Raw genomic sequence first — 13,857 nt, forward strand, 5'->3', positions numbered from 1 at the left:
TTATTTCCCCCTCCATTGTTTAATGGGTTTTCCTGATTTGATATCTAATCCATATCCAAGTTTATAAAGGCTTTCAGAGGGTTTAGTCACTGATGGTATATCGACCGGCAAAGTTCCTTTAGGTTTTGATCCTCCAAAAATGGTCGAGATGCCTGCCGGAATATTTGGCTGTCTATAACGCCCATTCGAATACCCTTTAAATCCGTAAACAGCAAGCACCGCTTTTGCTTCTTCAAAATTTGCAACATCATAAGGGTTTCTTAAACTCATTAAAACAAATTCTTTATCTTGCTTCTTAGCATGATTCATGACCGCTCTTGGGAAGGCAGTTGCCCACTTCGAAGAATCTTGAACGCTATCATCGATCACTCCATCATTGACAGCCGGATCGTTTTTGACAATATAGGAACCAGTAATGACAAAGTCTGATTCATCAATAAGTCTAGCCACTTCATCTGTAAATGACTTTTCCGAAAAACTCACACCCGTTATTTGGACTTTCTTTATTTTCTTTTTATCAGCTAATTCGCGGATGCTCCTTGACATTGATTCAACTTGATCATCAAAAGGAGCAAGCACTAAAACTTTTTCATTTTTCTTAGGTTTGAAAGGCAAAGTTCTGCCTTCATTTTTTAATAGTGTGATGGCATCTTCCGCAATTTCCGTTTCTTTTTTCAGATGATCTTCATTCCCGACCACTTGAAGCGCGGTTTTGATCTTTTTATCGATTGGAGTTTTATCAGGGTTTAAAATCCCTCTTTTCACTTTTAGTTCAAGTATCCTCGTTACAGATTGATTGACTTGAGTTATAGGAATTTCGCCGCTTTCCACTGCTGCCTTCACTGCATTGAATACAGTGGTTATATTCTTTTCCATTTGGAGCGAATTTACTTGTGCAGGCATCAATGCAATATCAACACCCGATTTCAGGGCAAGGACCACAGCTTCTTCCTGTCCGAAGTTGTCCGCGATGGCTTTCATATTCAAAGCATCTGTAACCACAACACCGTCAAAACCCATTTCTCCACGTAAAAGATCTGTAATGACCTTATGTGACAACGTTGCAGGAACCATAATTTCTTGACCGTCTTTTTTACTGATATACGTAGTGTTGTCGAATGCAGGGAATTGAACATGTGCAGTCATCATCATATCCACTCCAGCATCGATGGCCTTTTGGAAAGGAACCAACTCGATGGAACGCAAGCGCTCTTTATCATGAGAGACAAGAGGGAGACCATAATGACTATCGACTGCTGTATCTCCGTGGCCAGGGAAATGCTTGGCCGTTGCTATCATGTTCTGATTTTGCAATCCATTTATCGTTTGAATGCCCAACTTTGATACAAGTTCCGGATCAGAACTGAAGGAGCGAACGCCAATAACTGGATTTCCGGGATTATTATTGACATCGACAGACGGCCCAAAATTGACATTTATGCCAAGTGACGACAGTTCCCTCCCGATGATTTCTCCAGTTTGGTAAGCGTAATTCTCATTTCTGGTTGCACCAAGCGCCATATTACCTGGAAGGTTCGTTCCGGTTTGAAGGCGGGTTACGATTCCACCTTCCTGATCAATCGTTATGAACAGCGGAAGGTCTTGGCTTGCCCTCTGCAAACCATCCGTGAGCCGAACCGTTTGTTCGGTGTCGACTACATTCTCAGCGAACAAAATCACACCGCCTAGATGATATTTTTTAATGATGCTTGCAATTTCTGAGTTCATTTCAATAAACCCTGTGGCCTCCACCTCTTCTTGTTTTTTCCAATTACGAAAATCCGGCATGAGCATTTGGCCGACTTTTTCATCAACTGTCATGTTTTCAACGATTTTCTGAACGTCCGATGCTGAATTTTCGTTCTCTAATCCCATTGCAGCCGCATTCCCTCCCAGAATGGATATAACCAAGAATAATGCGATTCCAGCTGGGACACATATCCTTATTATCATTTAGGCTTCCTCCCTTGTTTACCTTTAAGTTCTTGTAGTAACACTTCCATATCCAGTACCATGAAAGGGGTAAATGAATGGAAATGATCTAAATAGATCCTATAAAGAAATCAAGGCAGCATCCGGAATCCCATCAGCCGCCTCTTTAACAAGCCTTCATGTAATAAATCCGTTTATCCCAGTATCATTGATCGTTCGATCTCACTTTCCCTTCACTCAACAGTTCTATGGATTGACCAGGTTTTAGAAGGGAAAGCAAGGGAATATCTTCAACTATTACTCGCCCTATCACATTGACTCTATGATCAGCCTTCAGGTCTCTCCTGCAAATTTGAATCTCTCCCCGATACCTTCCGTAAGCATCATTGTCCATCGTTATGGATCCAAGGCTGCGTGTAACTGTATTACTCGGCACGATATTTGCTGAGACGCGGGTATTTTGCAGCCGGAAAACATCTTGAGAAACATCTGGCCTTAATTTATATTGACCGCCTTGCAAAAGTTGGGATTCCATTCTAATAGAAAGAATATTGAGATTTTTATAGACAGTTAGATTCTCAAGCAAATTATTCTCGGTTCCTTGATCTCCTACGTAAACTCCGTCCACATGCTGAAATAGCTCAACACCGGCAGCGTAAGGATTCATTAACCTGTGTTTTTCAAGCGTCGGAAGGCCATCGTGAAGAGGACTGCGTTTACTTCCAGCACCCGGGATGAAAGCAAAGATCGGTATACCGTATTTCTTGAATATTCGATTTTGTTCATGAAAGAATTCTTCCTCAAGGCCCGTTTCACGCCTTGGATAAAAGTTATGCCAAGCTATCAAACTTTCCGGTTCTACGCCGCTCCCGAGTATGGCTAGAAGTTCATCTTCATTTAACGTACTTGCATTCAGTGAGAGGGAAAACACCTTGGATAAAGATGTAACAGTTTCTCGATCAAACCCATCATCAAGTCGAATACCTTTAATACCCAATTGCCTTAAATCCGTAAATCTGCCAATCCCTAAATGATCAAGAGTGTTTAATGACACATCCGCATGGATTTCCATTCCATAGGAATCTGAAAGCTTTAAAAGCCTGATCATCCTCTTTACGAGGTCACCCTTTTCTTCAGGAATATGAAGCGAGGTAAAGGCCCTTTTCACTCCTAGGTTAGCAGCATGGTTGATTTGTGCTTCTGCAAGTGGGTCCTGTAGATAAAAAGAGATTCCGATCACTTGAATTCAACAGCCATTTCATCATTAAATCCAAACAAATACGTAAAAATAAATCCTGCTATATAGGAAATGAACAACCCAGCCAAGAATAGACCGATTTGATTTGGATGCACTAAAAAGGTAAGCGGCAGTCCAGAAACACCAATGGACGACGTCGCAATTCCGAATTGTGCTTGGAATGCCCCGCCTACTCCAGCACCTAGACAGGCAGTTAAGAAAGGCCGGCCCAGTGGCAGAGTCACTCCAAATATAAGGGGTTCGCCGATACCAAGCATTCCTGAAGGAAGGCCTCCGCCGATTGCCCTCTTTAAACTCGCTTTCTTCGTTTTCATATAGATGGCAAATGCCGCCCCAACTTGGCCTGCACCACCCATTGCCAAAATGGGAAGCAGCGGATCATCCCCGATAGAATTGATCAATTCTAGATGGACAGGCGTTAAACCTTGATGTAAACCAGTAATGACTAGGGGAAGGAAGGCCGCACCAAGCACGAATCCAGCCACAACACCGCCGAAGTCCAACACATTCAATAACCCTGTCGTAATGGCATCCGATAAAAACCCTCCTACCGGCATAAAAACAATGTAAGTGACAATCCCAGTAATGAGTAAAGCGATGGTTGGCGTCAAAATGATATCAAGTGATTGAGGAATGAATTTCCTGACCTGTTTTTCCACCAAGGCTATGAAAATAGCGGCAAAGAGGACTCCTATCAACCCACCGCGGCCAGGGAGCAAATTTTCACCGAACAGGGAAATGTCGCCGACAGCCGGATTGATGACCAAGATACCCGCCAACGCACCAAGTGCAGGGGATCCGCCGTATTCCTTAGCGGCATTGGTCCCAACCAAAATCCCCAGGTAGGCAAACAAACCAGATCCAATAACGGTTAATATGATGGCTAATTGCGATTCTGCTGCAAGCCACCCCGCTTGAACGGTCGCTTTTGTTATACCGGTAATCAAACCGGATGCCACTAAGGCGGGAATTAAAGGGATGAAAATACTTGCAATCCTGCGTAAAAAAAGTTTAAAAGGTTTTGCATTTTTTCTATCATTCTCTGATTTGTTCTTCGATGCCACCTCTTTTAAGTTCAAACCGCCGTAAGATTCCAAAAGCTTTTCAAATTCTGTATGAACCTTGTTCACCACGCCTGGCCCAAGGACGATTTGTATCGTTTCCTCTTCAATGACGCCCAGAACACCTTCCGTGTTTTTTATATCTTCCATGTTTACTTTTAAACGATCGATTGGCAATACCCTTAGTCTGGTCATACACTGTGCAGCATCGGCAACATTTGATGCCCCGCCTAATTTCCCCAATAACTCTTCTGCTAAACTGGCGTACTTATCCCCCTTACCCATTTAAAAGCCCCCTTTGTCAAATCTCGTAATATTCATTTATAACGATCCGTCATCGACTTGATTGCAGACTTGGTATTATCAATATATTGGACAGTCTCTTCATATTGCTCTGAAGCCATCCCCAAAAACAAAATATCAATCATATATAACTGCGCCAATCTTGATGATGTCGCTGCACTCCTAAATGGTGCTTCATTCGAAAAGGATGTATACAGTGTGGCGTCACACAAGGAAGATACCGTTGTTTGGCCAAAATGAGTCAGCCCGATCGTCTTGACACCACGTTCTTTAGCAAGCTTCAGTATATTGACAACTTCAGGTGTTTCCCCGGAGAATGAAATGGCAAAAACGATGTCATTTTCATCAGCATTTGCAATCAGGGTTGCAACTAAATGCATATCCGTAAAAGCCGTTGCCCCTTTATTGATACGAAGTAATTTTTGCTGAGCGTCTGCAGCAACTATATTCGAGGCACCCACTCCGCAAAAGTGGACGGTCTTAGCGTTCAGCATCAACGTTATCGCCTGTTTGAGAGTGTCGTGATCGATTATTTCAGATGTGTCTCGAATGGACTGAATCGAATTACTCGTTGTTTTTTCAACAATCCGATACAGTGATTCTGAGGGCTCGATATCCCTGTAGCCCTGTTCAACAGTCTTCATCAAATCTCCGGCAATCCTTATCTTCAAATCTTGAAACCCTTTTATTCCGAGAGATTTACACAACCTAATAACAGCAGCCCCGCTTGTTTGAGCAGAAGTACTTAATTCCTGTACAGTGCTGTTCACAACTTCATGAGGATTCTGAAGAATATATTCTGCTAGTTTTTGTTCTGATTGCGGGAGCTTGCTCAACATCGTCTGTATGATGGATAATCCTCCTGTAGCCATTGCTTCCCTCCTTAATCTTCATAGATCGAAATGGCTTTTCTGACATCTCCACCCGCTTTTTCTAGTAACTCCATTGCTTTATCATAATCTGTTGACGTTTTTATCATAACTATCGCTGGTTTAACTTGATTATTTGCTTTTTCAAGCATATTCAAAGCATGATCATAGTCAGCATTTGTTAAAGTTTCTATGATGCTAATTGCACGATCCTTCAGTTTTTGATTACTGACATTTACATCAATCATCAGATTTTCATAGACTTTTCCCAACCGGATCATGGTAGCCGTCGAGATCATATTGAGGACCATTTTCTGTGCGGTTGCCGCTTTCATTCTTGTGGACCCTGTTAAGACTTCCGGTCCGACCACCACTTCAATCCCTATATCAGCTGCTTCTGTGATGCTCGCGTTTTTATTGCATGATAATGCCACCGCTTTAGCCCCAACCATTCTTGCATACCGTAAAGCGCCTTTCACATATGGGGTACGGCCGCTTGCCGCAATGCCAATAACCGTATCATTTGCTGTTAGATCCACGTCGATTAAATCACATTCCCCAAACTCTTCTTTATCCTCCGCTCCTTCGATGGCTCGAACGAACGCCTTTTCCCCTCCTGCGATTATGCCAAGCACCCTATCAGGTGGTGTGCTGAATGTCGGTGGACATTCCACGGCATCCAGCACACCGAGTCTTCCACTCGTTCCTGCACCGATGTATATGAGTCTCCCACCTTTTTTTAATGATTCCAAAGCCCATTCAACTACCGTTTTTATTTCTGGCAAAACCTCCTGGACCGCTGCTGCCACTTTTAAATCTTCCTTATTGATTGCTGAAATGATTTCCATCGTATTTACACTATCGATATTCATCGTATCTTCGTTCCGTAATTCAGTCGTTAATGAACGCAGATGTTCTTCCATAGACAATTGAATCCTCCTATTATCAATTACTTAAATAAAATTTCATTATTCAATAGATAATATTGAAATTATATTTCATATTATATTCAATGATAGCGTTTTCATTACTTAGATACAAGATATTTTTGTGATGTTTTTTTAGTAAGCATTCATTTATTTCCTAAAAAACCATTGCCATTGCACATTATCCGGAATCCATGAAAATTTCATTACTCTGGATATAATGGTGGATATATAACCTATTAATGTGCCGTAATTCACTCATAGGATCCTTCTTTTTTTGTCCTGACTTTTTCTACAATAAAAAACGTGTACTGTTCCCCAAATTTGGGAACGGTACACTCAAAGTAGTATAACAAAATGCTAAACTAGGATACTTCGCCGGATCCGGGACACCTCCATCCCTTGACCCAGTTAACGGATGGGGACAACTTTCCCGAATTCTACTGCGCCTACGACAATTGTTAGTGCAAATCCTCCATTTTCATCAATCGACGAATTATAATCGACACAGCCTCGCTTTTCCCAATATGGAAGAACGGCTTTCGTCCAGCCTTTACCCTATTGAGAATAAGTTGGTAACGCGGCAATTTTCTTGCCGAAAATATTCCATTGCCTATGTTGTAAAAGGTTCGATATACCCTTTATAATTCGGGTAATCCGAACGGTTAATGTATTTTCCGCTCTCGGTCACTGCCGGTTCACTATAATACTCTTTTGGAATGCCCGTGAGCCATTTAATTGCTGAATTGGAAGTCATACAAACAAGACGCAAGGAATATGCCAAAATAAATCGTTATACTACCTAGATTCAATCTTAAAATTCAAAATTGAATTATTTATGGCTCGAGTAAGATTTTTAAGTTCGTAATACAAGGATTTAAAAATGACTCAATAAGTCATTTTTGACTTAAGAAGGTAACCACAGAATGAAGTCAATATACATGGTGATGACCGGGGTATTTTCTTGACCGATATAACTGTTGCATATCAACTACTTACTGTCCATTTGTTGTTACAATATAAAACGGGATGCTGATTATAATCAGCATCCCGTTTTAAAAAATGATTCACTACTCAATGGCAGAGTCATCTTCCAATGATATTTTCCACATTTCTTTCGCTTTTCCACTAACCGTTTCATCAAAAACAAAAGATCCATTCGTGTAACGATCATGATTTTTTAATGAAGCGGCATGGATGGTTTCAATGATTCCCTTTTCAGAAAGAATGAATAGACTGTCGGTTTTGTTAATGGTATCAAATCCAATGACCCTATGAGGATTTGATTTCAATTCCCTCAAGACCACGACACCCCGTTTTGCCCGGCTCGTTTTTTCAAACTCGGTTAATTTCATTTTCTTGATGGCTCCGCGCTGGGTAACTATAAAGATCGATTCTTTACTATCCTTGGCTAAAACCTTTCCGCCAATGACATAGTCATCTTCCTTCAAATTAATCCCTTTGACTCCTGCTGCCCGGACACCGACAATACTTACTTCTTCTTCATCAAACCATAAACCATAGCCGTTATGAGTGACTAGGAAAAGGTCTGCCTGTCCATCGGTATGATGGACATCGACCAGTTCATCTTCACCTTTTAAATTGACACCAACCAACGGTTTTGAATGTCTCTGTGCTTTATAAGAAGCTATTTCAGTCTTTTTAACCATACCATTTTTCGTGATGAACACTAAGAATTGCGGCAGGGTAAAATCTTTGATTGGAATCGCTTTTATGATTTGTTCTTCTCTGTCAATCGGAATGATGTTCGCGATATGCTGACCTGTTTCCTTCCATCGAATGTCAGGAAGCTGATGAACTGGACAATAGAGGTAGTTCCCTTTGGATGTGAAAAGCAACAGGACATCTGTTGTATTCATCTCCAGCCTCTGGAGCAGGCGATCGGAATCCTTCATGCCAAAATCAAGACCACCTGAAGCTGCAAATGACCGTAATGACGTCCGTTTAACATACCCTTCTTTCGTCACTGTCACCATCACGTCTTCACTCGCAATCAAGACTTCAAGATTAATTTTGATTTCTTCAATTTCTTTTTCTATTTTGGAACGCCGTCCGTCATCAAAGCCCTTTTTAATGAATCGAAGTTCTTTTTTTATTACTTGAAGAAGGACTTTTTCACTGCCGAGAATCTTGGTCAATTCCTCAATTTTGTTCTTCAATTCCGCTGCCTCTGCTTCAAGTGCTGTAATATCAGTATTTGTCAGCCTATATAACTGTAAGGAAACAATGGCTTCAGCTTGCGCTTCTGTAAAAGCGAATTTAGCAATGAGGTTATCTTTGGCATTCCGTTTATCTTTTGACGCACGGATGACAGAGATGACTTCATCTAATATGGACAAAGCCTTCACTAAACCATCTACGATATGTGCCCTGTCATGTGCTTTTTGCAACTCATAACGGGAACGATTCACAATTACCTCTTTACGGTGATCGATATACGCATCAAGCATTTTTGGCAGGCTCATCAATGTCGGCCGTTTTTTATAAATCGCGACCATATTAAAATTGTAAGCAATTTGAAGATCGGAATTTTTATATAAATAATGCAGGACTCCATTTGCATCCGCTTCTTTTTTCAATTCAATGACGATACGCAGTCCTGTACGGTCCGTTTCATCCCTTACTTCAGCGATGCCTTCAACTTTCCGGTCAAGACGGAACTCATCCATTTTCTTAACAAGGTTCGCTTTATTGACTTCATATGGGATTTCAGTGATGACGATTTGCTGTTTGCCGCCGCGAATCGTTTCCACTTCCGCCAAGCCGCGAATGATGATTTTACCTTTACCTGTTTCATAGGCTTTACGAATGCCTTCAATTCCTTGAATGATACCGCCTGTAGGGAAATCCGGCCCCTTAATGACCGTCATTAAATCAGCGACTGTCGCTTCAGGCTTATCGATTCGCATAATGGCTGCATCAATGACTTCACCTATTTGATGTGGTGGGATTTCCGTTGCGTAGCCGGCAGATATTCCTGTGGATCCGTTTACAAGCAAGTTAGGGAACATTGCTGGCAATACAATGGGTTCTTCCGAAGTATCATCGAAGTTCGGTACAAAATCTACAGTCCTTTTTTCAATATCACGTAACATCTCTGAGGCGATCGATGAAAGCCTGGCTTCAGTATACCGCATCGCAGCAGGCGGATCGCCATCAATACTACCATTGTTTCCGTGCATTTGAACCATGACTTTCCGAAGCTTCCAGTCTTGGCTCATCCGGACCATTGCCTCATAAACAGATGAATCTCCATGGGGGTGATAGTTACCAATTACATTACCGACTGTTTTTGCTGATTTCCTAAATCCTTTTTCCTGTGTATTTCCTTCTACATGCATCGCATACAATATCCTGCGCTGTACCGGTTTTAATCCGTCCCTTGCATCTGGCAGTGCCCGATCTTGGATAATATATTTACTGTATCGCCCGAAGCGGTCTCCGATTACCTCTTCAAGCGGCAAATCTCTAAACGTTTCTTCAAATGCCATCGTTAATGACCTCCTCTTCAATCGACATATTTTCATTATCTAAAATATTCGATTCTTCTTCGAGACCAAAAGCGACATTGGCTTCAATCCATTTACGGCGCGGTTCAACCTTGTCCCCCATTAACGTTGTCACACGTCTTTCTGCACGGGCACCATCGTCGATCTTCACGCGTATCAATGTCCTGGTTTCCGGGTTCATGGTAGTATCCCATAATTGATCGGCATTCATTTCACCCAGCCCTTTATAGCGCTGAATCATATAGCCTTTCCCTACCTTGTCTATCGCTCCCTGAAGTTCCTCATCACTCCAAGCATATTCAATGGTTTCTTTCTTTCCGGTCCCTTTACTCACTTTATATAAAGGAGGCAAGGCAATGTAAACCTTTCCTGACTCTATCAATGGCTTCATATAGCGGTAAAAGAATGTTAACAGAAGCACTTGGATATGGGCCCCATCCGTATCGGCATCAGTCATGATGATCACTTTATCATAGTTGGTGTCCGGCGTATTGAACTCTGCCCCGACCCCTGCACCGATAGCGTGGATGATCGTATTTATTTCCTCGTTTTTAAAAATGTCCGCTAGTTTGGCCTTTTCCGTATTGATAACTTTACCACGTAATGGCAGTACCGCTTGGAAACGGCGATCACGACCTTGCTTTGCGGAACCTCCTGCAGAGTCCCCTTCTACAAGATACAATTCATTCCGTTCAGGATTTTTAGATTGAGCTGGCGTTAATTTTCCAGATAGGATGGCATCGGATTTCTTCCGTTTCTTCCCGCTTCTTGCATCTTCACGCGCTTTGCGTGCTGCTTCCCGGGCCTGGAAAGCTTTAATCGATTTTTTGACCAGCAGGGTACTCGTGGTCGGATCTTCTTCAAAAAAGTAGGCTAAGTGCTCTGACACGATGGAATCGACTGCAGAACGGGCTTCACTGGTTCCAAGCTTGCTCTTGGTCTGTCCTTCGAATTGAAGAAGTTCTTCTGGGATACGTACAGAAATTATTGAAGACAATCCTTCGCGTATATCGGTACCTTCGAGGTTTTTATCTTTTTCCTTCAATAGCCCCATTTTTCTGGCATAATCATTAAATGCCCTCGTCATGGCCGTCTTTGCGCCAATCTCATGGGTGCCGCCGTCTTTTGTTCGAACATTATTTACAAAGCTTAAAATATTTTCTGAATAACCATCGTTGAATTGAAAGGCCAGATCGACTTCTATCCCATTCTGTTCCCCTTCTAGACTGACAACACTATGAAGGGTTTCTTTTTCTTCATTCAAGTAATCCACAAAAGCTTCTATTCCATTTTCATAGTGAAAAGTTTCTTGCTGGTCGTTACGTTCATCCGTCAATTCAATTTTCATGCCTTTTAGAAGAAATGCCGATTCACGGAGACGTTCACAAAGGATATCATAATTAAAAGTTGTCACCGAAAATATTTTCGGATCGGGCTTGAAGTGGATTTTGGTACCAGCTTGATTGGTTTTACCGATTTTCTCAAGAGTCGTTTCTGGCTTTCCGCCATTGAAAAACCGTTGTTCGTAAATGAACCCGTCCCTTTTGATTGTCACGACAAGCCATTCAGACAACGCATTGACGACCGAGGCACCTACTCCATGAAGGCCTCCGCTCGTTTTATATCCGCCCTGTCCAAATTTACCGCCAGCATGAAGAATCGTCAAAATGACTTCAGGCGTCGGTTTACCCAATTTATGCATACCGGTAGGCATTCCACGACCCTTATCTGACACACTTACACTGTTATCTTTATGTATTTTCACACTAATTTGGTCTCCATATCCAGCCAAAGCCTCATCTACGGAGTTATCTACAATCTCGTACACTAAATGATGAAGTCCGCGTGCATCAGTACTGCCGATATACATACCGGGACGTTTTCTGACCGCTTCGAGTCCTTCCAGTACCTGAATTGCATCATCATTGTACTCGATTGTTTTTACTTTCTTTGCCACAGAAATTCCCCTTTCCTTACTAAACACAATTTCCGGGCCAAATCATACTGCAATGAAATGACTCACTAGCTTTAACAAATTAATTCATACGTTAATATCATATTAAAAGTATAATACTTTTACGAACAAAGAACAAGTGTTCTATTTTTTCGTCCCTTTTATTAGCGTTAGCACCCTTAGTTGGATCTTTTCACTTTGTTGAAACGTGTCATAGCTACCGTTCTAATTGTAGCGGTAATTTTTCATTTGGCAAATATACTTTTACTTTTTTAATCAAATTATTCTTAAATTGCCTGGATATGCCGCCTGTTCTCAACCTCCGCCATGGCTCGCATTATTGATTTTCACACTGCTAAACATTGCGATTCCTTTAAAAAAGAGCGGATGTTCCGCTCTTTTCACTCTACTTAGTAAGGGCGTGTTCCACTTTTATGCATCGATCCATGATGACAGTATAACCTTTTTCTTTCAAAAAATTATAGGCTTCCCCGTTTTCTACCCCTAGCTGCGCCCAAAAGATATCAGCATCGATTTCTGCAAATTCTTTGGCAATCTCGGGAAGGAATTCTGAACGGCGAAAAATATTGACGATATCGACGTGCCCTTCAATATCTTTAAGTGCCTTTACTGCCTTGACACCCAGCACTTCAGATACAGCAGGGTTTACAGGGATGATTTCATACCCGCTATCCTGCATGGCCTTCGATACCATATAAGAAGTACGCTCGGGGTTATTTGATAAACCAACAACAGCGATGCGCTTCGACTTTTTTAACATCTGACCCATTTCTTCTCTGCTTGGATTTTGTATCATTCTTATTAATCCCCTTTATCATAAAATGTAATATTTGCTTAAAAAGTATTCCTTAACAAAGATATTTTACAGAGTAAAGCTGAGTATTACCATTATTAAGAAAAACCATTATACAAGAAAGAATAGGTTTCGAAAAGGTGTGCACCACTTAATTATCCTTATGTTCATACAGGCTACCGCGTATTGTATCATTATACACAATTAGGTACTCTTCATTATTTTTACGAAAATAAGAAAACATAAACCTTTTACACTTCATGAACTTAAACGTATATCAAAAGACGAATGTTCATCAAGGAAAATTCATTTTTCAATGGATTTTTTTTGGACATCCGTACCATTTTGTCACGAAAATGTTACAATAAGAGAAGCTTATCAGGTATTTTTAGGCTGTTTTTTAGCTATTCCTTCAGTTTATTTCCGAAAAAAGGGGAAAAACAGCCTCTTAATCGTGATAAAAATAAGAAGATTTTTCTATAAAGAAAGGGTCATACAATGCTTACATTCATCACTATACTGTCTGCCTACTTGATTGGTTCGATTCCTTCCGGTTTAATTATCGGTAAAACCTTTTACAAAATCGATATTAGGGAGCATGGCAGTAAAAATCTGGGTGGGACAAATACCTTCCGGACACTAGGTGTCAAGGCAGGGCTTACCGTTACTACCATGGATATACTAAAGGGAACTCTAGCAACTTTTCTCCCGTTATTGCTAGGCGTGGAAATGAATTTATTACTAGCTGGCTTATTTGCCGTCATTGGGCATATGTTTCCCATTTTCGCAAACTTTCGGGGCGGGAAAGCGGTGGCAACTTCTGCCGGTGTCATTCTTGCTTATGAACCATTACTTTTTGTCATTGCCGTCATCATATTCTTCATTACCTTATACATATCCAAATATGTCTCGCTTTCTTCGATGATTGCTTGTCTTCTTGCTCTTATATACTGTTTAGTGTTTCATACAAATGATTTGGCCCTTATTATTGTAATCGGTATATTAACGATTTTCATTTTTTACCGGCATCGGGCGAACATTAAACGAATTATCGATAAAACTGAACCCAAAGTCAAATGGCTGTAAGAGAAATTCTTGTGGATATTCAAATGGAAAAAAGCCCGTCCGACGCAGAGGCTGCTGAAAAACTCACGTTTTTCTAACTAGTACGGTAAATCAAATTAAAAAAAGACGATTCTCATTCGATACT

9 protein-coding genes are annotated in these 13,857 nt (G+C 41.2%); 1 reads left to right on the forward strand and 8 read right to left on the reverse strand.

The annotated features are described in order from the left end of the window. The 8 genes from ACFX4X_RS18265 to ACFX4X_RS18300 all read right to left on the reverse strand — a co-directional run bounded on the left by ACFX4X_RS18265 (position 1) and on the right by ACFX4X_RS18300 (position 12,650). Positions 1-1,953, reverse strand: a complete 1,953-nt coding sequence (locus tag ACFX4X_RS18265; RefSeq protein ID WP_377385177.1) for a glycoside hydrolase family 3 protein — start codon at positions 1,951-1,953, stop codon at positions 1-3. Between the two features lie 184 nt (positions 1,954-2,137). After that, a complete protein-coding gene (locus ACFX4X_RS18270) occupies positions 2,138-3,172 on the reverse strand; it encodes a MupG family TIM beta-alpha barrel fold protein (RefSeq protein ID WP_377385179.1) in 1,035 nt (344 codons plus the stop codon). Then, on the reverse strand, positions 3,169-4,536 hold the full coding sequence (locus ACFX4X_RS18275) for a PTS transporter subunit EIIC (protein WP_377385181.1): 1,368 nt from the start codon (positions 4,534-4,536) through the stop codon (positions 3,169-3,171). The genes ACFX4X_RS18270 and ACFX4X_RS18275 overlap by 4 nt, the downstream gene beginning before the upstream one ends. 32 nt (positions 4,537-4,568) lie before the next feature. Beyond that, positions 4,569-5,426, reverse strand: coding sequence for a MurR/RpiR family transcriptional regulator (locus ACFX4X_RS18280; RefSeq protein WP_061462994.1), 858 nt, complete (start codon positions 5,424-5,426; stop codon positions 4,569-4,571). Between the two features lie 11 nt (positions 5,427-5,437). Beyond that, positions 5,438-6,352: an N-acetylmuramic acid 6-phosphate etherase gene (gene murQ, locus ACFX4X_RS18285; protein WP_377385183.1), complete on the reverse strand. Its 915-nt coding sequence runs from the start codon at positions 6,350-6,352 to the stop codon at positions 5,438-5,440. A gap of 1,067 nt (positions 6,353-7,419) precedes the next feature. Beyond that, the gene (gene parC, locus ACFX4X_RS18290; RefSeq protein WP_061462992.1) at positions 7,420-9,861 is read right to left on the reverse strand and encodes a DNA topoisomerase IV subunit A; all 2,442 of its coding nucleotides are present in this window, start codon (positions 9,859-9,861) and stop codon (positions 7,420-7,422) included. Then, entirely contained in the window at positions 9,851-11,836 is a 1,986-nt protein-coding gene (gene parE / locus ACFX4X_RS18295; protein ID WP_377385185.1) for a DNA topoisomerase IV subunit B, read from the reverse strand. The genes parC and parE overlap by 11 nt, the downstream gene beginning before the upstream one ends. 403 nt (positions 11,837-12,239) lie before the next feature. Then, positions 12,240-12,650 (reverse strand): CoA-binding protein, encoded by a 411-nt coding sequence (locus ACFX4X_RS18300; RefSeq protein ID WP_125161544.1) that lies wholly within the window; start codon positions 12,648-12,650, stop codon positions 12,240-12,242. Between the two features lie 495 nt (positions 12,651-13,145). Here ACFX4X_RS18300 and plsY point away from each other — a divergent pair, with 495 nt between their 5' ends. Then, complete coding sequence (gene plsY / locus ACFX4X_RS18305; protein ID WP_125161545.1) at positions 13,146-13,733, forward strand: glycerol-3-phosphate 1-O-acyltransferase PlsY; 588 nt, start codon at positions 13,146-13,148, stop codon at positions 13,731-13,733. The last annotated feature ends 124 nt before the right edge of the window (positions 13,734-13,857 follow it).

This window comes from Peribacillus sp. YIM B13481, assembly GCF_042787985.1.
GTDB lineage: Bacteria > Bacillota > Bacilli > Bacillales > DSM-1321 > Peribacillus > Peribacillus simplex_A.